Origin of the sequence: Stenotrophomonas maltophilia group sp. Smal13 (assembly GCF_030236855.1) — a bacterium.
Classification (GTDB): Bacteria; Pseudomonadota; Gammaproteobacteria; order Xanthomonadales; family Xanthomonadaceae; genus Stenotrophomonas; species Stenotrophomonas maltophilia_A.
In genome coordinates, this window is the sequence record NZ_JASJSQ010000010.1 from 35,520 (window position 1) to 58,184 (window position 22,665).

22 protein-coding genes, 1 other RNA gene and 1 riboswitch are annotated in these 22,665 nt (G+C 67.7%); of the genes, 7 read left to right on the forward strand and 16 right to left on the reverse strand.

The window, feature by feature from the left end:
- Window positions 1-30: 30 nt before the first annotated feature.
- The 9 genes from murG to mraZ are packed head-to-tail and all read right to left on the reverse strand — an operon-like array spanning window position 31 to window position 9,941.
- Window positions 31-1,119, reverse strand: coding sequence for an undecaprenyldiphospho-muramoylpentapeptide beta-N-acetylglucosaminyltransferase (murG, locus tag QRO95_RS05485; RefSeq protein ID WP_285301869.1), 1,089 nt, complete (start codon window positions 1,117-1,119; stop codon window positions 31-33).
- A complete protein-coding gene (gene ftsW, locus QRO95_RS05490; RefSeq protein WP_049399807.1) occupies window positions 1,116-2,438 on the reverse strand; it encodes a putative lipid II flippase FtsW in 1,323 nt (440 codons plus the stop codon). The genes murG and ftsW overlap by 4 nt, the downstream gene beginning before the upstream one ends.
- 1 nt (window position 2,439) lies before the next feature.
- The gene (gene mraY, locus QRO95_RS05495) at window positions 2,440-3,525 is read right to left on the reverse strand and encodes a phospho-N-acetylmuramoyl-pentapeptide-transferase (RefSeq protein ID WP_010481929.1); all 1,086 of its coding nucleotides are present in this window, start codon (window positions 3,523-3,525) and stop codon (window positions 2,440-2,442) included.
- Entirely contained in the window at window positions 3,515-4,909 is a 1,395-nt protein-coding gene (murF, locus tag QRO95_RS05500) for a UDP-N-acetylmuramoyl-tripeptide--D-alanyl-D-alanine ligase (protein ID WP_285301871.1), read from the reverse strand. Before murF ends, mraY begins: the two co-directional genes overlap by 11 nt.
- Window positions 4,906-6,414: a UDP-N-acetylmuramoyl-L-alanyl-D-glutamate--2,6-diaminopimelate ligase gene (locus tag QRO95_RS05505; protein ID WP_049425024.1), complete on the reverse strand. Its 1,509-nt coding sequence runs from the start codon at window positions 6,412-6,414 to the stop codon at window positions 4,906-4,908. The genes murF and QRO95_RS05505 overlap by 4 nt, the downstream gene beginning before the upstream one ends.
- Window positions 6,411-8,255: a penicillin-binding protein 2 gene (locus QRO95_RS05510; RefSeq protein WP_049425022.1), complete on the reverse strand. Its 1,845-nt coding sequence runs from the start codon at window positions 8,253-8,255 to the stop codon at window positions 6,411-6,413. Before QRO95_RS05510 ends, QRO95_RS05505 begins: the two co-directional genes overlap by 4 nt.
- Window positions 8,252-8,515, reverse strand: a complete 264-nt coding sequence (gene ftsL / locus QRO95_RS05515; RefSeq protein WP_005412242.1) for a cell division protein FtsL — start codon at window positions 8,513-8,515, stop codon at window positions 8,252-8,254. Before ftsL ends, QRO95_RS05510 begins: the two co-directional genes overlap by 4 nt.
- On the reverse strand, window positions 8,512-9,480 hold the full coding sequence (gene rsmH, locus QRO95_RS05520) for a 16S rRNA (cytosine(1402)-N(4))-methyltransferase RsmH (RefSeq protein ID WP_049425020.1): 969 nt from the start codon (window positions 9,478-9,480) through the stop codon (window positions 8,512-8,514). The genes ftsL and rsmH overlap by 4 nt, the downstream gene beginning before the upstream one ends.
- Window positions 9,481-9,494: 14 nt before the next feature.
- Window positions 9,495-9,941 carry a division/cell wall cluster transcriptional repressor MraZ gene (gene mraZ / locus QRO95_RS05525; RefSeq protein WP_004143635.1) on the reverse strand — a complete coding sequence of 149 codons (447 nt, stop codon included), beginning with the start codon at window positions 9,939-9,941 and terminating at the stop codon, window positions 9,495-9,497.
- A gap of 323 nt (window positions 9,942-10,264) precedes the next feature.
- On the opposite strand from mraZ, the gene QRO95_RS05530 reads away from it, so the two are divergent.
- Both QRO95_RS05530 and QRO95_RS05535 read left to right on the forward strand, forming a co-directional pair.
- Window positions 10,265-11,053, forward strand: coding sequence for an NRDE family protein (locus QRO95_RS05530; RefSeq protein WP_049425018.1), 789 nt, complete (start codon window positions 10,265-10,267; stop codon window positions 11,051-11,053).
- Window positions 11,054-11,337: 284 nt separating this feature from the next.
- Window positions 11,338-11,817 (forward strand): DM13 domain-containing protein, encoded by a 480-nt coding sequence (locus QRO95_RS05535; RefSeq protein ID WP_049461627.1) that lies wholly within the window; start codon window positions 11,338-11,340, stop codon window positions 11,815-11,817.
- A 123-nt stretch (window positions 11,818-11,940) separates the two neighbouring features.
- On the opposite strand, the gene rnpB is transcribed toward QRO95_RS05535, so the two are convergent.
- Window positions 11,941-12,292: RNase P RNA component class A (gene rnpB, locus QRO95_RS05540), an RNA gene on the reverse strand.
- A 179-nt stretch (window positions 12,293-12,471) separates the two neighbouring features.
- Complete coding sequence (gene rsmI / locus QRO95_RS05545) at window positions 12,472-13,290, reverse strand: 16S rRNA (cytidine(1402)-2'-O)-methyltransferase (RefSeq protein WP_005412235.1); 819 nt, start codon at window positions 13,288-13,290, stop codon at window positions 12,472-12,474.
- An 81-nt stretch (window positions 13,291-13,371) separates the two neighbouring features.
- Here rsmI and QRO95_RS05550 point away from each other — a divergent pair, with 81 nt between their 5' ends.
- The 5 genes from QRO95_RS05550 (at window position 13,372) to QRO95_RS05570 (ending at window position 18,226) form a co-directional block, all read left to right on the forward strand.
- Window positions 13,372-15,093, forward strand: coding sequence for a penicillin-binding protein activator (locus QRO95_RS05550; RefSeq protein WP_285301872.1), 1,722 nt, complete (start codon window positions 13,372-13,374; stop codon window positions 15,091-15,093).
- The gene (locus QRO95_RS05555; RefSeq protein ID WP_285301873.1) at window positions 15,083-15,451 is read left to right on the forward strand and encodes a YraN family protein; all 369 of its coding nucleotides are present in this window, start codon (window positions 15,083-15,085) and stop codon (window positions 15,449-15,451) included. Before QRO95_RS05550 ends, QRO95_RS05555 begins: the two co-directional genes overlap by 11 nt.
- A gap of 110 nt (window positions 15,452-15,561) precedes the next feature.
- Window positions 15,562-16,317, forward strand: a complete 756-nt coding sequence (locus tag QRO95_RS05560) for a metal-dependent hydrolase (protein ID WP_285301874.1) — start codon at window positions 15,562-15,564, stop codon at window positions 16,315-16,317.
- Window positions 16,314-17,699: an FAD-binding oxidoreductase gene (locus QRO95_RS05565; RefSeq protein WP_285301875.1), complete on the forward strand. Its 1,386-nt coding sequence runs from the start codon at window positions 16,314-16,316 to the stop codon at window positions 17,697-17,699. Before QRO95_RS05560 ends, QRO95_RS05565 begins: the two co-directional genes overlap by 4 nt.
- A gap of 341 nt (window positions 17,700-18,040) precedes the next feature.
- Window positions 18,041-18,226 carry a hypothetical protein gene (locus QRO95_RS05570; RefSeq protein ID WP_032128040.1) on the forward strand — a complete coding sequence of 62 codons (186 nt, stop codon included), beginning with the start codon at window positions 18,041-18,043 and terminating at the stop codon, window positions 18,224-18,226.
- Window positions 18,227-18,456: 230 nt separating this feature from the next.
- On the opposite strand, the gene thiL is transcribed toward QRO95_RS05570, so the two are convergent.
- The 5 genes from thiL to QRO95_RS05595 all read right to left on the reverse strand — a co-directional run bounded on the left by thiL (window position 18,457) and on the right by QRO95_RS05595 (window position 22,401).
- Window positions 18,457-19,419: a thiamine-phosphate kinase gene (gene thiL / locus QRO95_RS05575; protein ID WP_080355242.1), complete on the reverse strand. Its 963-nt coding sequence runs from the start codon at window positions 19,417-19,419 to the stop codon at window positions 18,457-18,459.
- Window positions 19,420-19,539: 120 nt separating this feature from the next.
- The gene (gene nusB, locus QRO95_RS05580) at window positions 19,540-20,019 is read right to left on the reverse strand and encodes a transcription antitermination factor NusB (protein ID WP_005408062.1); all 480 of its coding nucleotides are present in this window, start codon (window positions 20,017-20,019) and stop codon (window positions 19,540-19,542) included.
- Window positions 20,016-20,483 carry a 6,7-dimethyl-8-ribityllumazine synthase gene (gene ribH, locus QRO95_RS05585; RefSeq protein WP_005408061.1) on the reverse strand — a complete coding sequence of 156 codons (468 nt, stop codon included), beginning with the start codon at window positions 20,481-20,483 and terminating at the stop codon, window positions 20,016-20,018. Before ribH ends, nusB begins: the two co-directional genes overlap by 4 nt.
- 194 nt (window positions 20,484-20,677) lie before the next feature.
- Window positions 20,678-21,778, reverse strand: coding sequence for a 3,4-dihydroxy-2-butanone-4-phosphate synthase (gene ribB, locus QRO95_RS05590; RefSeq protein WP_004143417.1), 1,101 nt, complete (start codon window positions 21,776-21,778; stop codon window positions 20,678-20,680).
- Window positions 21,775-22,401: a riboflavin synthase gene (locus QRO95_RS05595; protein WP_065722764.1), complete on the reverse strand. Its 627-nt coding sequence runs from the start codon at window positions 22,399-22,401 to the stop codon at window positions 21,775-21,777. The genes ribB and QRO95_RS05595 overlap by 4 nt, the downstream gene beginning before the upstream one ends.
- 74 nt (window positions 22,402-22,475) lie before the next feature.
- Window positions 22,476-22,621: riboswitch (FMN riboswitch) on the reverse strand.
- Between the last annotated feature and the right edge of the window lie 44 nt (window positions 22,622-22,665).

Here is a 22,665-nt window from a genome sequence, read left to right on the forward strand (position 1 = left end):
GCGCAGGGCAGGCGCGGTGGCATGCCTTCTTCATACAGCTTCCTCAAGAATGATATCGGCGATGCGCTCGGCGGCATCGACCTTGGCCAGGGCACGCGCGGCTTGCGCCATCTGCATGCGGCGGGCGGGATTTTCGGACAGATCGCGCAGCAGTGCGGCAATGCCGTCGGCCAGCGTTCCGTCCTGCTTCAGCAAAACCGCCGCGCCGCGCTCGACCAGGTACTCTGCATTGCGGGTCTGGTGATCGTCGACGGCAGCGGGGAAAGGCACCAGCACGCTGCCGACACCCACCGCACACAGCTCGGCCAGCGTCGAAGCGCCCGCACGGCACACCACCAGATCGGCCCAGGCAAAGGCCTCGGCCATGTCGGCGATGAACGGCGTGATTTCTGCCTGCACGCCGGCCTTGGCATACGCCTCGACCGCTTCGGCATGCATCTTCTCGCCGCTCTGGTGGCGCACCTGCACCGGAACCCCGGTACCCAGTGCGGCGATCGCCTGCGGCATGCCGGTGTTGAGTGCGCGCGCGCCCTGGCTGCCGCCCACCACCAGCACGCGCAGCGGGCCATGACGGTCGGCGAAGCGTTGTTCCGGTGGTGCGATGGCGGCGATTTCGGCGCGCACCGGGTTACCGACGAACTCCTCGCCCTTGGCGAAGGTGCCCGGGAAACCGGTCAGCAGCCGGCGCGCATAGCGCGACAGGATGCGGTTGGTCATGCCGGGAGCGCGATTCTGTTCGTGCACCAGCAGCGGCAGGCCGTGCAGGCGTGTGGCCATGCCCCCCGGGCCGGACGCGAAACCACCGAAGGCGACCACCGCACGCGGCTGGCGCTTGCGGATGATCATGCCGGCGGCACGCAGCGCGCGCATCAGCCGCCACGGCGCGCCCAGCAGGGCCAGCTTGCCTTTGCCGCGCAGGCCGGTGATGGCCAGCGTGTCGATCGGAATGTCGTGCTGCGGCACCAGGCGGGTTTCCATCGCACCATCGGCGCCCATCCAGGTGACCGGTACGCCGCGGGCGCGCAGCACGCGGGCCACGGCCAGGCCGGGGAAGATGTGACCGCCGGTGCCACCGGCCAGGATCATCACCGGGCGCACGTTATCGGTGGCTGCGCTCATGACAGCCTCCCGAAGGTCGGTTCGATGCGCGACTGCAGGCGGCTGGTACCGCGTGCGGCGTTCGCTGCAGCGGCAGCCGTCGGCTCGGCGCTCATCGGCACGCTGGCCGCAGCCGGTGCGGCCGGCGCGTCCACGGGTGCATCGGCCACGGCCTCGTCGCCACCACCGATGCGCACGGCCTGGCGACGCTCGGCGCGCTTGAGTTCATAGGAGACGCGCAGCAGCAGGCCCATCGCCACACAGGTCATCAGCACCGACGAACCGCCGGAGGAGATCAGCGGCAGGGTCAGGCCCTTGGTCGGCAGGATGCCCAGGTTCACGCCGATCGAGACGAAGGTCTGCATGCTGATCCACAGGCCGATGCCGAAGGCGATGTAACCGGAGAAGTGGCGCTTCATTTCCACGCAGCGCATGCCCAGCCAGAACGTGCGGCCGACCAGCAGCGCGTACAGGGCCACGATCACGCAGGTGCCGAGGAAACCGAATTCCTCGGCAGTAACCGAGAAGATGAAGTCGGTATGTGCTTCCGGCAGGTAGTACAGCTTCTGCACCGAGTTGCCCAGGCCAACGCCGGTCCACTCGCCGCGGCCCACGGCCATCAGCGCGTTGGACAGCTGGTAGCCGTCGCCCTGCTGGTCGGCCCACGGGTCGAGGAAGGAGGTGATGCGGCGCATGCGGTACGGTTCGATGATCGCCAGCGCGCTCATGCCGACCAGGCCGATGATCACCGGCATCGACATGCGCGGCATGTTCACACCGCCCAGCACCAGCATGCCGGCGGTGATCGCCAGCAGCAGGGTCGAGGAACCGAAGTCCGGCTGCAGCAGCAGCAACAGCACCAGCGCACCGGCCACGCCCAGTGGCTTGAGCATCGCCGGCCAGGTCGCGTTGACCTCGTCGCGGAAGCGCACCAGGTAGCTGGACAGCCAGACGATATAGAGCACCTTCACCGCTTCCACCGTCTGGAACTTGGAGATGCCCAGATTGATCCAGCGGCGTGCGCCGTTGACCGTGCTGCCCAGGCCCGGTGCGAACACCGCCAACAGCAGCACGAAGCAGCCCAGCAGCAGCATCTGGTTGTACTGCTCGATGGACTTCAGTTCAGTGCGGGCGGCAACGACCGCCAGCACGATACCCACCGCCAGGAAGATCAGGTGGCGGTTGAGGTAGTAGAACGGGCTGCTCATCAGAGCGATCGAGCTGGACGCCACCATCACCACGCCGATGCCCGTGAGCGCGATGATCGCGCCCAGCAGCCACTTGTCGTAGCTGCCTTCGATGGCCTCAAGGCGTGTTGCCTGGCGGGACAGGTCGTTCATCTCAGCGCACCTTCAACGTGGCCAGGCCGATCAGCACGAGCACGACCGAGATGATCCAGAAGCGCACGATCACGCGCGGCTCCGGCCAGCCCTTCAGTTCGAAGTGGTGGTGGATCGGCGCCATGCGGAACACGCGCTTGCCGGTCAGCTTGAACGAGGCGACCTGGATCATCACCGACAGCGTTTCGATGACGAACACGCCGCCCATGATCACCAGCACCAGCTCCTGGCGGGTGATCACTGCGATCGTACCCAGCACCGCACCCAGCGCCAGCGCGCCGATGTCGCCCATGAACACCATGGCCGGATAGGTGTTGAACCACAGGAACCCCAGGCCCGCACCGGCGATGGCCGCGCAGATGATGACCAGCTCGCCGGCGCCCGGGATCTGCGGGATCTGCAGGTAGTTGGCGAACACCACGTTGCCCGAGGCGTAGGCGAACACGCCCAGTGCGCAGGCCACCAGCACGGTCGGCATGATCGCCAGGCCGTCCAGGCCGTCGGTCAGGTTCACCGCGTTGGAGAAGCCGACGATCCAGAAGTAGGCGATGGCCACGAATCCGATGCCGGCCAGCGGCAGCGCGATCGACTTGAACATCGGGATGTAGAAGGTCAGTGCTGCCGGCACGTCGGCCGTGTAGAACAGGAACAGGCCCGCGGCCAGGCCGAAGATCGACTGCAGCAGGTACTTCCAGCGCGACTTCAGGCCGTTCGGGTCGCGGCGGACGATCTTGATCCAGTCGTCATACCAGCCGATGGCGCCGAAGCACAGCATCACCGCCAGCACCAGCCACACGTAGCGGTTGCGCAGGTCGGCCCACATCAGCACCGACAGGGTGATGGTGAGCAGGATCAGCGAACCGCCCATGGTCGGCGTACCGGCCTTGGAGAAATGGGTCTGCGGACCGTCCTTGCGGATCGGCTGGCCGCCCTTGAACTGGGCAAGCTTGCGGATCATCGCCGGGCCGAGCCACAGCGACAGGAACAGGGCCGTCAACGCGGCAAGGATGGCGCGGAACGTCTGGTAGTTGAACAGCCCGAACAGGCTCTCCAACTGCTGCAACCATCGAGCCAGTTCATACAACATGCGGGGATTCCTCTCCTTGCGCCAGCAGCGCTTTGACAATCGTGTCCATGGCGCTGCCACGGGAACCCTTGACCAGGCAGCGCACGCCGGCGTGCAGCTCGTCCTTCAGCGCCTGCGACAGCGCGTCATGGGTGGCGAAATGACGGCCGCCTTCACCGAAGGCGGTGGCGGCAGCGGCGCTGAGCGGGCCCAGCGCATACAGGCGCTTCAGGCCAGCAGCGCGCGCGCGGAGCCCTGCCTGCGCGTGCAGCGCTTCGGCGTCCGGACCCAGCTCGCGCATGTCGCCCAGCACCAGCCAACCATCTTCCGGTGCGGCGGCAAGGGCGTCGATGGCCGCGGCCAGCGAACCGGGGTTGGCGTTGTAGCTGTCGTCCACCAGCACCGCGCCGTTGCGCAGCTGATGGGCGATCTGGCGGCCCGGTACCGGCTGTGCTTCGGCCAGGCCGGCCGCGATCAGCGCCAGATCGACACCGGCGGCCAGCGCCAGGCTGGCAGCGGCCAGCGCATTGCTGACGTTGTGGCGACCCGGCAGGCCCAGCACCACGCGGGCTTCGCCGCCCGGTGCGACCAGGGTGAACTGGCTGCCCTGCGCGCCGGCGCGGATGTCGCGCGCGGTGATGTCCGCGGTGTGCTCCAAGCCATAGCGCAGTACGCGGCAGCGCGGCGGGGTGCCGACGAAGTGCTGTTCGAACCAGCGGCCGTAGGCATCGTCGACGTTGATCACGGCCACGCCATCGGCCGGCAGCGCGGCATAGATCGCGCCCTTGGTCACTGCCACGCCGAGCAGGCTGCCCATTCGTTCCAGGTGCGCCGGGGCGATGTTGTTGACCAGCGCATAGCGCGGGCGGGCGATATCGGTCAGGTAGGCGATGTCACCCGGCTTGCCCGCGCCCATCTCGTAGACAGCGTAGTCGGCATCTTCCGGGGCATCGATCACTGCCAGCGGCAGGCCGATCTCGTTGTTGCGGTTGCCCGGGTTGGCGTAGACCACCTTGTGCGCATGACGGGCCACCTGCTGCAGGATCGACAGCAGCAGGCTCTTCACGCTGGTCTTGCCGTTGCTGCCGGTGATCGCGAACACCTCGGTATCACGGTCACGCTGCATGCCGGTGGCGATCTTCGCCAGCGCCAGTTCGCTGTCGGCCACCAGCACCTGCGGCAGTTCGATCGGCAGCAGGCGCTCGACCAGCAGCGCGCTGGCACCGCGCGCCTGCGCGTCGGCGGCAAAGTCATGGCCATCGAAACGCTCACCGCGCAGCGCCACATACAGGCTGCCCGGGCCGAGGCTGCGGGTGTCATTGCTGACCGCATCGATGGCCACGTCGTCGCCGTGGATCTCGCCGCCGGCCCAGTGTGCGATCAGCGAAAGCAGAGTGCGCTTCATGCGATGCCCTCCCCGGCCTGCGCGCTGAGCACACCGGCCTTGGCGGCCAACGCAGCGGCGGCCACTTCGGTGTCGTCGAAGTCATGGCGCACGCCATTCACTTCCTGGTACGGCTCGTGGCCCTTGCCAGCGATCAGGATGATGTCGCCGGCACCGGCACGCTTCACCGCCAGGCCGATCGCACGCGCGCGGCTGCGCTGCACGGTCACGGCGGAGGCATCGGTGAAGCCGGCCAGGATGTCGGCTACGATCACGTCGCCATCTTCGCCACGCGGATTGTCGTCGGTGACGATGACCTGGTTGGCCAAGCGCTCGGCGATCGCGGCCATCTGCGGGCGCTTGCCGGTATCACGCTCGCCACCGCAGCCGAACACGCAGAACAGCGTGCCCTGCAGGTGGCCGTGCAGGCTGTCCAGCGCCTGTTCCAGTGCGTCCGGGGTATGCGCGTAATCGACCACCACGGTCGGCAGGCCGTCTTCGCCGCCCAGGCGGTTCATGCGGCCACGGATCGGCTGCAGCGCCGACAACACCTCGGCAATGCGCGGCAGCGGCTGACCCTGCGCGTGCAGGGTGCCGGCCACGGCCAGCAGGTTGTCCACGTTGAAGCGGCCCAGCAGCGGCGACTGCACCGCCGCGCGCTGGCCGTCGATGACCAGTTCGAAGGCAATGCCACGGCCGTCCAGCTGCAGCGCCTCGGCGCGCACGCTGGCATCGGTGGCACCGCGCGAGCTCAGGCCGATCGGTTGCACGCCCGCCGGGAGGCCGGCGAACAGCTGGCGACCGAACGCGTCGTCAAGATTGATCACCGCGGCCTTCAGTCCCGGGCGATGGAACAGCCGTGCCTTGGCCGCGCCGTAGCTGGCCATGTCGCCGTGGTAGTCCAGATGGTCGCGGGTGAGATTGGTAAACACCGCCACGTCGTAGTGCACCGCATCCACGCGGCCCTGGTCCAGCGCGTGCGAGCTGACTTCCATCGCCACCGCGCGCGCACCGGCATCACGCAGCTGCGCCAGCAGCGCATGCATCTGCAGCACCAGCGGCGTAGTGAAACCGGTCGGCTCAACCGAACCATAAAGTCCGGCGCCCAACGTGCCGATACTGCCACTGGGCGTTCCGAGCAGGTGCCAGGCCTGGGCCAGCAGCTGCACGGTGGAGGTCTTGCCGTTGGTGCCGGTCACGCCCACCATCGCCATCGCCCGCGACGGCGCGCCATGGAACTGGTCGGCCATCGCACCCATGCGCGCGCGCAGGCCCGGCACAGCGATCGCATCGTCCGGTGCCGGCAGTTCGACCGGTGCCGGCGGTTCGAACAGGATGGCGCCAGCGCCGGCCGCACGGGCCTGCTCGACAAAGCCCAGGCCATGCGCGCCGAAACCGGCGATGGCGACGAAGGCATTGCCGGGGCGCACGGCGCGGCTGTCCAGCACCAGGCCGGTCAGAACGGGATCGTGGCCCGCCAGGGCCACATCCGGAAGCAACTGCGAAAGCAACATCGAAGGACTCATTGCGTGCCTCCCGTAGCGGGCGGCGTCTGGGCTTGCGCGCTGGGCAGCGCAGCGTCGAATTCAGCGGCGGCATCCACCGGCAGCGCGGCCTCGGCCGGCGGCGCGGGCAGGATCGAGGCCGAGTGACCGACCTTGCCGGACTGCTGTGCGGCCAGCCACGACTGCAGGTCGTCCAGCGGCACGTCCATCAGGCGCAGGGTGCCTTCCATCACGTTGTGGTAGACCGGCGCCGACACCAGGCCGCCGTAGAACTTGCCGGCCTGCGGGTCGTTGATGACGATGACGGTCGCGAAGCGCGGATTGGTGGCCGGCACCACGCCGGCGAACAGCGCGTTGTAATGGCCACGCTCGTAACCACCCGGGCCGGTCTTGCGCGCGGTACCGGTCTTGCCGGCCACGCGGTAACCCAGCACCGCCGCCTGCTTGGCGCCGCCTTGGGTAACAACCGTTTCCATCATCGCCACCACCTGCCTGGCGACGCTCTCATCGATGATCTGATGCGCTTCGTTGCGCTGGCCTTTGACAAAGGTCGGCGCGATCAATTTGCCGCCATTGGCCAGCGCCGAATAGGCGGTGGCGATCTGCAGCGGGGTCACATTCAGGCCGTAGCCGTAGGACATGGTGGTTTTGGTGGCACCGTCCCAGTTGGCCGGGCGCCGCACGACGCCGCCGGATTCACCCGGGAAGCCGCTGTGCGGCACCGAGCCATAGCCGAAGCGGCGCACGCCGTCATAGAACACCTGGTCCGGCATCTTCGCCGCGACCTTGGCCGCGCCGATGTTGGAACTGCGGGTGATCACACCAGTCACGTTCAACACGCCGTTGTTGCGCGGCACGTCGCGGATGGTGAAGCGCGCCACCTGCATGTAGCCCGGATTGGTGTCGATGACGGTGTCCTTGGTCACCGCACCGGCCTGCAATGCGGTGGCGATGGTCAGCGGCTTCATCGTCGAACCCGGCTCGACCAGGTCGGTCACCGCGCGGTTACGGCGCGCATCGGGCAGCGCGCCGGTCAGCGAATTCGGGTTGTAGGTCGGCAGGTTGACCATGGCCAGGATCTCGCCGGTGGTCACGTCCATGATCACCATCGAACCGCCGGCCGCCTTGTTGGCCACCAGCGCGTTGCGCAGTTCCTTGAACGCCAGGTACTGGATGCGGCGGTCGATGCTGAGGGTCAGGTCCTTGCCCGGTTCGGCGGCGCGCAGCAGATCGCTTTCGACGGTCTCGCCCTTGCGGTTGCGGATCACCCGCTTGGCGCCGGCCTTGCCACGCAACCATTCGTCGAACGCCAGCTCCAGGCCTTCCTGGCCGCGGTCGTCGATGTTGGTGAAGCCCAGCACGTGCGCCATCGCCTCACCCTGCGGGTAGAAGCGGCGGAACTCGCGCTGCGCGGCCACGCCCGGAATCTTCAGCGCGACCACCTTCTCTGCCTCGTCCGGATTGATCCGGCGGCGCAGGTACATGAATTCCTTGTCCGACTTCTGCGACAGGCGGCTGCTCAGTTCATCCACCGACATGCCGACCGCCTGGGCCAGCTCAGGGATGCGCTCAGGCGAACGCAGCAGGTCCTGCGGGTTGACCCAGATCGAAGCGACCGGGGTCGACACCGCCAGCGGCTCGCCGTTGCGGTCGGTGATCATGCCGCGCGAGGTCTTGATCGGCAGCTCGCGCAGGTAGCGGGCCTCGCCCTGGCGCTGGTAGAAGTCGCTGTTGATGATCTGCACGTAGGCCGCACGGCCCACCAGCGACACCGAGCACAGGCCGAGCGCCAGGGCAACCCAACGCAGGCGCTGGCGCAGGTTGAAGGCGTTGCGCGGGCGGTTGCGGCCGGTCTTGCTCATGGGCGCACCACCACGATGTCGGCGGCCTCGGGGAACTTCATGCCGAGCTTCTCGCGGGCGATGCGATCGACACGGTTGGCTTCGGCCAGGGTGGCCTGCTCCAGCTGCAGGCGGCCGAATTCCAGATTGATGTCATCGCGCTTGCGCTCAGCGCGCGACAGCTCGATGAACGTCTGCCGGTGACGGTGACGCACGAACACGACGCCGATCGCCGAGGCCACGGTCGAGGCCAACAGGATGATCAGCAGCAGCCGGCTCATGCATCAGCCTCCCGCTTCTGGGCCACGCGCAGCACGGCGCTGCGGGCACGCGGGTTGGCCGCCAGTTCTTCGTCGGTAGCCTTGATGGCGCCACCGATCAGATCCAGGGTCGGCACGAACACCTCCGCCTCGGGCAGGCGGCGGTTGGCCGGCGGCGCCTTGGCCAGGCGGTTCATGTACTGCTTGACGATTCGATCTTCCAGCGAGTGGAAGCTGATGATCGCCAGGCGGCCGCCGGGCTTGAGCCGTTCCACGGCCGCATCGAGCCCGGCTTCCAGATCGGCCAGCTCGCGGTTGATGTGGATGCGGATGGCCTGGAAGCTCCGCGTGGCCGGGTGGATCTTGTCCTTGCCGCGCGGCATCACCGAGGCGATCAGCTCAGCCAGTTCGGCGGTGCGGGAGAACGGCTGCTTCTCGCGGCGGGCCACGATGGCACGGGCGATACGGCGGCTCTGGCGCTCTTCGCCGTAGGTCCACAGCACGTCGGCAATCTCGCGTTCTTCAACGCGGTTGATCCATTGTGCGGCGCTTTCACCGTTGTCCGGGTCCATGCGCATGTCCAGCGGGCCGTCCTTGCCGAAGCTGAAGCCACGCTCGGCCACGTCCAGCTGCGGCGACGACACGCCCAGGTCGAACAGGACGCCGTCCAGGCCTTCAGCCGTCGCATCCCACTGCAGCAGCTGGGCGAAGCTGCCACGGAAGATGGACACGCGCGGGTCCGGCGCGAAATCGCGCTCGGCTACGGCGATGGCTTCCGGATCCTTGTCCATGACCAGCAGGCGCCCCTCGGGACCGAGCTGGGTGAGCACGCCACGTGCATGACCGCCACGACCGAACGTGCCATCCAGATAACGTCCGTTTTCGATCACCCTCAGGCCTTCAAGGACCTGGGTGTACAGGACCGGCAGGTGCACCGCCGGCGACTGCGACACCGGAAGGTGACCGGCCTGCGCTTCTGGGCGCATCCGGGCACCCCGGCTCACAACTTCAGGTCGAGCAACCCATCACCCAGATCCTCGTCAGACAATGTCTGCTGGATCAGGGCCCGATGCGCCTGCTCGCTCCACAATTCGAACTTGTCGCCCATACCGAGCAATACCGCCTTCTTCTCAATGCCCACCGCACCGCGGTGGCTGGCGGGGATGCTGATGCGACCGTTGCCGTCCAGCTCAAGATGGGCGGCCGAGCCGACCAGCTTCTGCTGCAACAGGCGCACGACGCGCTGGGTGTTGGGCTTGGACATCACGTCGTCGCGGACCCGCTCCCATTCCGACTCTGCATACAGCCACAGGCAGCCGGCTTCGAACGGGTTGTAGGTCAGCACGAGACGGTTGTTGCTGGCGCGCGCGACGAGGTCGCGGTAAGCGGTGGGAACCGCCATGCGCCCTTTATCGTCAACTGTGATGGCCGTCTCGCCCTGGAACACGACGCGTGCACCTATCCTTCGCCCGGTGAAACATTGAACCACGAAAACCCACAAAACACCCGGATTTCCCTCTGATGCCCACCTTAGCAGCGGCCGAAGGGTTGTCAACAACTTTTCAGCGGGGAAATCGCCAGCCACATCAATGGCTTGCAACAACCTTTAGAGAATTGCTCAAGGCTTATCCACAAGTTGCTGATCCGTCTCAATTTTTGAGATTGAACGGAAGTTCAGGGCTGTGGACAGCGCGTGAAACATCGGCCGCGCATTCATCCAAAACGGGCTGGAAGCGGCGCCAGACTGCGCAAACCGTGCACAATGAGGCCATGTGCCTGCTCGCTCTTGGCTGGATGCACCACCCGCGCTGGCGGCTGGTGATGACCGGCAACCGTGATGAGTTCCACGCCCGCCCGACGGCGGCGCTGGCCCCCTGGCAAGATGAGACCTCCGTCATCGGGGGGCGCGACCTGCGCTCCGGCGGCGGCTGGGCGGGCGTCGGTGCCGCAGGCCGGATGGCGGTGGTCACCAATGTGCGTGATCCGCTGGCCTCCCAGACCGGTCCTTCACGGGGCGCGCTGGTGGCCGACTTCCTGCGCGGCCGCGACCCGGCCGCCGTGCATATCGACCGACTGGCAACCGTGGCCGGCGCCTACGCGCCGTTCAACCTGTTGCTGGCCGACGGCCACAGCCTGGAGTTCCTGGGCAACCACCCCGCCGAGCGGCAGAGTCTGGGCCCGGGCGTGCATGGCATGTCCAACGGTGCGCTGGACGCGCCCTGGCCGAAGACCCGGCGGCTGATGGCGGCCCTTGAAGCCTGGCTGCAGGAAGACCGGGTCAGATCCCTTTCGCAAAGCGAAAAGGATCTGACCCCGGACCTGACCCCGCTCTGGGCCGCCCTGGCCGACGAGCATCGCCCCGCCGACAGCGACCTGCCCGACACTGGCATCGGCCTGGAACGCGAGCGCTGGCTGAGCCCCGCCTTCATCCGCGGCGACGACTACGGCACCCGCGCCAGCACCGTGCTGCTGATCGACGCCGACGGCCACGGCCAGATCCACGAGCGACGCTTTGGCCCACAGGGCGCAGCCAACGGACAGAGTCACGTCATTTTCTGACCGGGTCGTGCCGGCCGCTGGCCGGCAACCTCCGGATCTTCGGGCAGGCCACGCCGTTGCCGGCCAGCGGCCGGCACTACCCGTCACTGCGATCCAAGGCTGCCAACGTCCTTCAGCTTCCCGACGCAGCGCCTTTCCGCCCGCGCCACAGGGCCTGCGTTGCCGCAGCCACCCCACTGTGCCCTTTTTGCGCTTGGCACTGTGTCTATAAATGCCGCCCGCAACCTCCCAAGGTGGTCATGCCCGGCACCATGCCGCGCGATCCACATCCACATGGAGGCCCCATGCGCCGCACCCTCATCCTGCTCGCCACCCATCTGCTCACCCTCGGCCTAGGCTTCGGCCTGGGCGTGTACTTCCTGCCGATCCTGATCGCTCCTGATGATCCGCCGGCGGCACAGGTGCAGGCCGCCATGAACGACGCCACCCACCACACCACGTTCCGCCGCGACCTCAAGGGCAGCGACGCGGTGCACTGGGCGGAAGGCAAGGTCAGCGTCAGCGCACGCCAGGTGGCCTTCGACGGGAAGATGGGACCCGGCCCGGACTACAAGGTCTACCTGGTCCGCGATTTCGTCGACAACAAGGCGGACTTCCTGAAGATCAAGGCGCAGGCCCGGCGTATCGGCGAGGTGAAGACCTTCAACCGTTTCCTGGTCGATGTACCCGATGACGTCAACGTGGACGACTACACCACGGTCGTGGTGTGGTGCGAGCGCTTCTCGCAGTTCATTTCCGCAGGACAGTACCGTACGCCGGGCTGACGAACGCGCGACGTCGAGGTAGTGCCGGCCGCTGGCCGGCACTCTGTCCGCCCTGCAGGCATCGTGAAGCTGCCGGCCAGCGGCCGGCACTACCGATGCGCGGTTCACGCATATGGAAGAAAGAGGCGGAGCCGGCCGATAAGCCGGGTTCTGTCGTGGACAGTCATTCCTCTAGGCGTTACGTCACCGCAACGCTCAAGCAACCTACCCGGATCCAACGCGGGCCGCGCCAAAGGATCCCTATTTGGTCTTGCTCCAGGTGGGGTTTGCCGTGCCGGTCTGTTGCCAGACTCGCGGTGCGCTCTTACCGCACCATTTCACCCTTACCGGCCTTCCGAAGAAGACGTAGGCGGTATCTTTCTGTTGCACTTTCCGTCGGCTTGCGCCGCCCAGGCGTTACCTGGCACCTTGCCCTATGGAGCCCGGACTTTCCTCGGCACCCCCGAAGGGATGACGCGACTGTCTGGCCGGCTCCGCCAGTGCACATTCTAGCCTACGCACGCCCTTCCTGCCGTGCTGATCGCGGCGTCAGGTTCAGCCATCCACGCATGGCGTGGATCTACCGATTCACTGGACAGGGCCGGCGAAACCCGCGCGGCTCTGGTGGGTGCGGATTCCGCTCTGGTGGGTGCGGACCTTGGTCCGCACGATCCATCAACTCCCGTACAACGCCTTGCGCGGTGCGCCGGTCAGCTCGGCAGCCAGCTTGGCGGCGGTCGACGGCGGCAGATGCTCGCTCAATTTGGCGTAGACACGGCGGCCATGCGCCAGCTGCGCTTCCTCATCGTCGCCAGCACCCTGCACCATCACCACGAACTCGCCCTTGCGCTGGTTCTCGTCAGCTTCCACCTTCGCCAGCAGGCCGGCCAGGTCACCATCAAGCACGGTCTCGAACAGCTTGGTCAGCTCGCGGGCCAACACCGCCGGGCGCTCACCGCCGAAGATCGCCGCCATGTCGGCCAGCGATTCGGCGATGCGGTGCGAGGATTCGTAGAACACCATGGTGCGTACTTCACCGGCCAGCGCCTGCAGGCGGTCGCGGCGGCCACTGGCCTTGGCCGGCAGGAAACCCTCGAAACTGAAACGGTCGCTGGGCAGGCCGGCCACGCTCAGCGCAGCGATGGCGGCACAGGCGCCGGGAATCGGGCTGACCTTGATGCCCGCCGCGCGCGCAGCACGCACCAGGCGGAAACCGGGGTCACTGACCAGCGGGGTGCCGGCATCACTGACCAGCGCCAGCGATTCACCGGCCTGCAGGCGCGAGACCAGGCGCTGGGCCAGGGCCTCTTCATTGTGTTCGTGCAGGGCCACCAACGGCTGCTGGATGCCGAAATGGGACAGCAGCTGGCCACTGCGGCGGGTGTCTTCAGCACAGATGGCCGCCACCGACCGCAGCACCTCCTGCGCGCGCGGGCTCAGATCGGCCAGGTTGCCGATCGGGGTGGCGACGACGTACAGGGTTGGCACACTCATTTCAGCGGTACTCACGGGGCAAGGGTAGAATCGTAGCGTGTACCCGGCCAAGGCCGCTGCCCTCATCGCATGGACCCGATCATGAACAAGCCCGCCGCACGGATCTCCGCCCTGTCGTTGTCGCTGATGCTGCTGGCCGGTTGTGCCACCACCAGCCTGACCAGCACGCCCGATTCGCCGGCCCAGAGCCAGGCGCTGGCGCTGATCGAACAGGGCAAGCCACGCGACGCCGCGCTGCAGCTGGAAGCCCTGGCCGCCACCCTGCGCGGCGGCGCTCGCAGCAACGCGCTGGCCGACGCGGCCTGGGCCTGGCACCTGGCCGGTGACAGTGCGCGCGCGCGCAGCCTGCTGGGCCAGCTCACCGCCCGCCAGCTGTCCGGCGCCAGCCTGCAGCGCTACCAGCTGACCGGCGCCGAGCTGGCACTGGCCGACAAGCAGCCGGCGCAGGCCCTGGCCCTGCTGAAGGACCACGGCGACAACGTGCTGCCGGCGCTGCGTACGCGCTGGTATCTGGCCCGCGCCAACGCGCTGCAGGGCACCGGCGATGCCTTCGGCGCCGCCACCGAACGTGCACGCGCCCATGCCAGCCTGACCGGCAGTGCGCGCAGCGAGAACCAGGCCGCCATCTCCGGCCTGCTCGGTACCCTCGACGACGCCACTTTGCGCAGCCGTGCCGCTGCCCTGCCGGCCAACGATCCTCTGTACAACTTCGCCGGCCGTGCGCTGATCGCGCGCGGCCTGCCGCTGCCGCGCCCGTTCGACCGCGATGGCGCGGCCCAGTTTGATACCAGCAAGCGTCCGCCGGCGATGAGCGACGGCTACCGACCGCCGGCCAAGCTGGCCGTGCTGCTGCCGCTCAGCGGCCGCCTGGCCACCGCCGCGCAGCCGGTGCGCGACGGCCTGTTGAGCGCCTACTACGGTGAAAGCCGTCGCCGCCCGGACATCAATTTCTTCGACACCGCTGGCACCCCGGCTGGTGCCCTCGCCGCCTACGACAAGGCCGTCGCCTCCGGTGCCGACTTCGTGGTCGGCCCGCTGGGCCGCGACGAAGTGGACGCCGTGTACGGCCGCCAGCAGCTGCAGGTACCGGTGCTGGCCCTGAACCGCGGCAAGGATGCACCGCCGGCCGGCAGCGCTGGTTTCTCGCTGGCACCGGAAGACGACGGCATCGTCGCCGCCGAGTACCTGCGTGGCCGCGAGCGCAACCGCGCGCTGGTGATCAGCAGCAACGACGACACCGGCCGCCGTTCCGCCGCCGCCTTTGCCCAGCGCTTCGCACAGCGCGGCGGCCAGGTGGTGGCCACGGTCAATGTCAGCGAAGCCGTCGGCGATGTCGGCGCGCAGGTGCGCAATGCCGGTCAGGTCGATGCCGTGTTCCTCGCCGTGCGCGCCCCGCAGGCCCGGTTGCTGGCGCCGCAGCTGGCGTTGGCCGGTGCCGGTGGCGCGACCCGCGTCGGCACCTCGCAGCTGACCGTCGGCAGCGGCAAGGTGGAAGAAGACGTGGCGCTGGACGGCATCGTGTACCCGAACGAAGCCTGGAATGTGCGCAGCGTGTCCGGCCTGCCGTCGGCCAGCCAGGTGGCCAGCGCGCTGCCCAGCGCTCGCGGCGCCGCTGGCCGCCTGTTCGCTTTCGGTGCCGATGCCTGGAAGATCACCGCCTATCTGGACAAGCTGTCCAACGAGGGCGGCCTGGACGGTGCCACCGGCACGCTGTTCCTGGACAGCAACGGCAACATCCTGCGCCAGCCGGCATGGTCCACCTTCAATGGCGGCCGGCCGATGCCGATCGTCGGTGGTCGCTGAGCGCAGCCAACGTGGCTCGGCGGTGGAAGCCGCCGCCGAGCTGCATCTGCAACAGGCCGGACTGCAGCGACGTGCGCGCAACGTGCGCTATCGCGGCGGTGAACTGGACCTGGTGATGGATGACGCCGGCACCGTGGTGTTCGTGGAAGTGCGCTATCGCGCGCGCTCCGATTTCGGTGGCGGCGCTGCCTCGGTGGATGTGCGCAAATGCCGACGACTGGCGCATGCCGCACAGCTGTACCTGCAGGACAACCCGGCGCTGGCCAATGCACCCTGCCGTTTTGATGTGGTTGAAGCCAGTGGTGAACCGCCGCAGCTGCGGTGGCTGCGTGATGCGTTCCGACTGGATGACTGCTGATGGTTACCGTCCGCTCTGGTAGAGGCCGACCGTGGTCGGCGCCTCGGTGCCAACCAAGGTTGGCACCTACCAGAGCGCAGCCTGGCCGGCACGACCACGGTGCGTGACTGATGCCGTCGATCATCACCCATGCCGCTGTGCCGTTGGCGCTCTGGTGCGCCGCTGACCGTGGCCGCATCCCACCGCGCCTGCTGGCGGCCGGTGTGATCGCTGCGATGCTGCCCGATGCCGACGTGCTGGCCTTTGCACTGCATATTCCCTACGCCGATGCGTTCGGACATCGCGGTGCCAGCCATTCGTTGCTGTTTGCCGGCGTGCTGGCGGCATTGGCCGCGGTGTTGGCGTTCTTTGGTAGCCGCCAACCTTGGTCGGCGCCACACAGCTCCGGTAGCCGCCGACCTTGGTCGGCGCTTCTGTGCCAACCAAGGTTTGCACCTACCGAAGAGGCAATGGCACGCTCTGGTAGCAGCCGACCTTGGTCGGCACCACGCAGCTTAGGTAGTCGCCGACCTTGGTCGGCGGTTTCGTGCCAACCAAGGTTGGCACCCACCAAGGCAGGGCCAACGGTAGCATCGACCCTACAAGCGGCGGTGTTCGTCTTCGTCTGCGCCGCCAGCCATCCGTTGCTGGATGCGATGACCTCCGGCGGCCTCGGTGTCGCCCTGGCCTGGCCATGGAGTGAGCAGCGCTTCTTCGCGCCGTGGCGACCCATCCGCGTTTCACCCTTCGCGCCACAGTTCTTCAGCGCGCGTGGCCTCGCCACCGTAATGTCGGAACTGCGCTGGGTGTGGCTGCCACTAGCCGGCGCCGTTGTTGCCTGGAAACTGATCCAACCCGCTCCCGTTGCCCCACGAGATCCGTCATGAGTCCTGCCCTGCCTGCTGCACTGGTTGCCGAACTGTCCGCCCTGCTGGGCGCGGAGGGCTGGCGCATGGATGACGGCGCGCTGGAGGCGAACGCGCAGGACAACTCATGGCGTCACCAGCGCCCGGCGGCGGTGGCGCTGCCAGCCGACATCGAACAGGTGCAGGCTTTGGTGCGGGCCTGCCGTGCGCATGGCGTGGCCCTGGTCGCACGTGGCGCTGGTACCGGCACCACCGGCGCGGCGGTGCCGCTGCCCGGCAGTATCGTGCTGTCGTTCACCCGCATGGACCGCATCGTCGAGATCCGCGCCGGTGACCGTTGCGCGGTGGTGCAACCGGGCGTGCACAACGGCGCCCTGCAGCAGGCGCTGGCCCCGCATGGCCTGTTCTGGGCGCCGGATCCATCCAGCGCCGAGATCTGCAGCATCGGCGGCAACCTGGCCTGCAATGCCGGCGGCCCGCGCGCGGTGAAGTACGGCACCAGCCGCGACAACGTGCTGGGCCTGGTTGCCGTTACCGGCACCGGCGACGTGATCCGCTGCGGCGGTGCCTACACCAAGGACGCCACCGGCTATGACCTCACGCATCTGCTGGTGGGCAGCGAAGGCACGCTGGCACTGATCGTAGAAGCCACGCTCAAACTGACCCCGTTGCCAGTCAGCCAGGCCGGCCTGCGTGTGCTGTACCGCGATGCCGATGCTGCTGCGGCCGCCGTGTCGCGGTTGATGTCGCAGCCGGTGGTACCCACCCGCCTGGAGTTCATGGACGCACGCAGCCTGGAGCTGCTGCGGCTGAATGGTGCCGACGTGCCGGAGGCTGGTGCGATGCTGCTGGTCGAAGCCGATGGTGACCACGACACCCTGCCCTACCTGCTGCAGGCGCTGGCCAGCGCCGCAGAGGGCGACGGCATGATCGAACTGGATGTGGCGATGGAAGGTCGTGCACGCGATCAGCTGTGGGCCGCACGCAAAGCGTTGTCGCCCGCACTGCGCAGCGTCGCGCCGGGCAAGATCAACGAAGACGTGGTGGTACCGGTGTCGCGCATTCCGGATCTGGTCGCCGGGGTACAGGCGCTGGCACGCGAGTACACGTTGACCATCGTCACCTTCGGCCATGCCGGCAACGGCAACCTGCACGTCAACATCCTCTACCACCCGGATGATGCCGACGAGAACGCGCGCGCGCATGCCGCGCTGCCAAAGATCTTCGAGCTGACGCTGGCGTTGGGCGGCACGCTGTCGGGAGAACACGGCATTGGCCTGGCCAAGCGAGATTTCATGGCGAAGGCCTTCACCGCAGAAACGCTGGCGACGATGCGAGCGATCAAGGCCGCGCTGGACCCGGACGGCATCCTCAACCCCGGCAAGGTGCTGCCGCCGGTGTAGTGCCACTGCCAATGTGTTGACGACGACCCGCAGGAGCCCTCCCCAGCTGGAGGCGTCGCACTGTACCCGCTACGGACCTTCACGCTGCCAGCCGTCAACTGAAGCTCCATCCGGTGTCCAGTGTGCTTTGCAACTTGTTGCATGGGAAAACTGCTCCTTTGCCAGGACCATATCGCCAACAGCACCACACAGCTCTGACCCACGCCCGTCGTGAGCGCCAGCTGCCTGGTCCAGCGAGCCTGCAGTGACAGCACCATCGGCATCTCTGTGAGCCGTTGGCAACCGCCGAATGGGTTGGGTCGAAGCAACAGCGCCCACGCCCTGCGAACAAGGATGCCGAGATGTACAAGCCTCTCTATCCCCATGTCATCACCACTCTTGGCGAAGCCGCTGCGCGCCTGCCACATGACCTCGCGCCGATCCTGGAGCAGGCCCTGGCCGCGGTCAACGATGCGCGGTCGCTGGCAACGGTCACGTGTGAGTCCTGCCTGCAGCAGCGTCGCGGCAGGCAGCCGCAGGCTGACTGAGTACTGGATGTGCAGTTGCAGGCAGCTTAGCGACATTTGCAGAGCCGAGCCCATGCTCGGCTGCCATGGGGCACATCGCGATGAAAGCCGCGCTTCGCGCGTGAGCCGAGCGTAGGCTCGGCTCTGCAGCGTCGATGTCATCCAGCAACCGCGCACCGATACGGCAGCACCCGGTCATGCCCGGCGGTTTCAGTCGCGTGGCAGCGCCGGGCCATGCCCGGCGTCATCAATCAGACGAAGTGCTGGTATCCGCCGTCGGCGGCTTCGCCATCCACATGCACGCCCTGCCCTTCGGCAATGCGACCGATGCGGGTGAGCGGCACGTCCAGCGATTCGGCCAGGTAGTGCAGCGCGTCGCGCTGGTCAGCGGCGGCGGTGAAGCACAGTTCGTAGTCGTCGCCACCGCGCAGTGCGCAGTCGCGCGCGCCATCGCGGCCGAGCAGCTCGCGCAGCGCGTGCGAGATCGGCAACGAATCGGCATCGACATGTGCGGCCACGTTGCTGCGCGTGGTGATGTGACCCAGATCGGCCAGCAGGCCATCGGACACATCCACCGCCGCGTGCGCGAACGCACGCAGGCGCAGGCCCAGGGTCACACGCGGCGTCGGCCGCAGCAGGCGCAGGCGCAGGCTTTCGTAGTCGGCCAGCAGCGTGGCGGTGGCGATGCTCAGCGCAGCTTGCTGCCACAGGCGCAGCGCACCGGCGGCATCGCCGAGCGTGCCGCTCACCCAGATGTCATCGCCCACCTGCGCGCGGTCGCGACGCAGCGCCTGGCCACGTCCCACCTGGCCCATCGCGGTCACCGACAGCGACAACGGACCGCGCGTGGTGTCACCGCCGATCAACGCAATGTCGTGCTGATCGGCCAGGGCAAAGAAGCCATCGGCGAACGCATCGATCCAGTCTTCGGAGGCTTCCGGCAGCGACAACGCCAGCGTGCACCACGCCGGGCGCGCGCCCATCGCGGCCAGGTCCGACAGGTTGACCGCCAGGGTCTTCCAGCCGATATCGAAGGCCGGGGTTTCCACCGGGAAATGCACGCCGCTGTTGAGCGTGTCGGCAGTGACCACCAGTTGCTCATTGGCACGCGGCTGCAGCAGCGCAGCGTCGTCGCCGATGCCGAGCAGGATGTCGTCGCGCTCGAGGGTGCGGGCGCGGATGCGGTCAATGAGGGCGAATTCGGCCAGGGACATGGGGTGCTCCCGCTGTTGTACGTGCCGCGCAGGGCGCGGTGGGCGGTAGTGCCGGCCGCTGGCCGGCAACCTCAGGATCCCTGCAGCTGCCGGCCAGCGGCCGGCACTACCACAGGTGGGTCAGTGACCCGATTCGACCTTCCGCCATTCCACGGCGGCACGATCCAGCACGCCGTTGACGTAGGTATGGCCATGCTCGGAACCGAAGCGCTTGGCCGATTCGATGGCTTCGTTGATCACCACGCGGTACGGCACGTCCAAGCGGTAGCGCAGCTCGTACGCCGCCAGGCGCAGCACCGCGCGTTCGATCGCGTCCACTTCTTCGATGCCACGGTCCAGGTACGGGCCGAGCGCTTCGTCGATGTCGCGGCGGTTGTCGAGCACGCCGTGCAGCAGTGCTTCGAAGTACGCCAGGTCGGCGATTTCGCGGGCCTGCTCGTGGGCGAACTGGGCGATCAGCGACTGGGCGTTGCCGCCGGAGATCTGCCAGGCGTAGATGGCCTGCACAGCACGACGGCGGGCGCGCGAGCGCAGCACCGGATCGACACCATCGCGGCGGACGGGTTTACCGGAGGGCTTGCCCTGGGTGTTCTTGTTCATGGCAGCTGCTCCAGAAGATTGACCATTTCCAATGCGGCGAGTGCGACTTCCTCGCCCTTGTTGCCGTGGCTCCCGCCTGCGCGGGCCTCGGCGTCTTCAACGCGTTCCACCGCCAGCACGCCGTTCAGCACCGGCACGCCGAAGTCCAGCTGCACGCGCATCAGGCCTTCGGCGCAGCGGTCGGCCACGTGTTCGTAGTGACGGGTATCGCCACGGATCACGCAGCCCAGGGTGAGGATGGCGGCGTGCTCATGGGCGGCGGCCAGGCGCGCGGCCACCAGCGGCAGTTCCCAGGCACCCGGCACGCGGATCACGTCGATGTTGGCTTCGGTGATGCCGTTGCCAGCCAGGCTCTGGCGGGCGCCAGCGACCAGCGTGTCGGTGATGCGGGCGTTCCAGCGGCTGGCCAGGATGGCGAAGCGCGCCGATTCGGGAGTGCGAAGATCGCCTTCGAAGTGGCTCATATGCGGCTTGGGGGACTCGATAAGGGGGTAATTCTAGCGTGGATGGGCCCCGGCCGTGGCCGATGGGGGCCCGGGGCGTGCCGACCAACGGTCGGCACCCACCGGTGGCACGGGGTCGCCACCCACCGGTAGTGCCGGCCGCTGGCCGGCAATCACGGGGACTGCGGTTGCCGGCCAACGGCCGGCACTACCCCTTACAGGGTCACCGTCTCCACCACTTCCAGGCCGTAGCCGGCCAGGCCGATCTGGCGGCGCGGGGTGCCCAGTACGCGCAGCTTGCCCAGGCCCAGGTCGGACAGGATCTGTGCGCCAGCACCATTGCGGCGCCACTGGCTCACGTCCTTGTCCTTGCCCGGTACCACCGGCGCCGGCTGCTGGCGCAGGCGGGCCAGCAGGGCCTCGCCGTCGCGCGGGGCCGACAGCACCACCATCACGCCAGCGCCTTCGGCATCGATCGCGCGCAGGGCATCGGTGGCGGCCACGCCGAAGTCATCGCGGCGCCAGTGCAGCAGGTCGGCCAGCGGGTTTTCCACCTGCACGCGCACCAGGGTCGGGGTGTCCGCATCCGGGGTGCCGCGCACCAGGGCGAAATGCACGTCGTGGGCGATGCGATCGCGGTAGGTGACCAGCTTGAACGGGCCGAACTCGGTCTCGATCTCGCGCTCGTCCACACGCTCGACGGTCTTTTCGGTGGCCAGGCGGTAGGCGATCAGGTCGGCGATGGAGCCCATCTTCAGACCGTGCTCGCGGGCGAACACTTCCAGTTCCGGGCGGCGTGCCATGCTGCCATCCGGGTTCAGGATCTCCACCAGCACGCCGGCCGGTTCCAGCCCGGCCAGCATGGCCATGTCCACGGCCGCCTCGGTGTGGCCGGCGCGGGTCAGCACGCCGCCCGGCTGGGCGATCAGCGGGAAGATATGGCCCGGCTGGTGCAGGTCCGACGGCTTGGCGTTGGGCTTCACCGCGGTGCGGATGGTGTGGGCGCGGTCATGCGCCGAGATGCCGGTGGTGACGCCCTCGGCGGCCTCGATGCTGACCGTGAAGTTGGTCTGGAACTGGGCGGTATTGGCCTGCACCATCGGCGCCAGGCCGAGATCGGCGGCGCGGGTGCGGTTCAGCGGCAGGCACACCAGGCCGCGGCCATGGGTGACCATGAAGTTGATGTCGCTGGCCTTGACCAGCTCGGCGGCCATGATCAGGTCGCCTTCGTTCTCGCGGTCTTCGTCATCGACGATGACGACCATGCGGCCCAGGCGGATGTCTTCCAGGATTTCCGGAATCGGGGCGAAATTCATGCTGCATCTCCATGTGGGTGCTGACCGTTGGCCGGCACACTGATCAGGCGCTCCACGTATCGGGCCACCAGATCGATTTCAAGATTGACCGCGCTGCCCACGCCTGCGGCGGAGAAGGCGGTGTTGGCCACCGTGTGCGGGATCAGGGCGACTTCAAAGCCTTCATCGTCCACTTCGTTGACGGTGAGGCTGACGCCGTCCACGCAGATCGAGCCCTTCTTGGCGATGTAGCGGCGCAGCGAGGCCGGCGCGGCGAAACGCCAGCGCTGGGCACGTGCGTCTTCGTGGATGGACAGCACCTGGCCGAGGCCGTCGACGTGGCCGCTGACCAGATGGCCGCCAAGGCGGTCGGTCGGGCGCATGGCGCGCTCCAGGTTGATGACCGCACCCTCGCCCAGCTGGCCCAGCGTGGTCAGGCCCAGGGTCTCGGTGGAGGCATCGGCCTGGAAGCTGCTGGCGTCGAATGCGATGACGGTGAGGCAGACGCCGTTGATGGCAATGCTCTCGCCCATCTGCACGTTGTCGAACGGCAGATTCCCGACATTGAAGGTGAAGCGGACATCGCCGCCGATGGATTCGCGTGCGGCCAGACGGCCGACGCCTTCGATGATTCCAGTAAACAAGTAACGTTCTCCGCGAAAAGTGAGCGAAAAACGCCGCAAGGCAAACAGGCGCACGCAGGGCATGAGCCCTGTGGCACCGTCTTCTTTCATCCGGACTATGACCGTCGGCTCCGGAATTGGACCGGATCTGCTGACCCCCGGCCGTGGGCCGGGGCGCTCGCGGGCTCGTGCTTGCGCACCTACCGCCGGTGGGGAATTGCACCCCGCCCTGAAGACGTTTGTGTACCGGCGAACCGGCCGGCGTAGTGTACCAGCCCCTGCTGA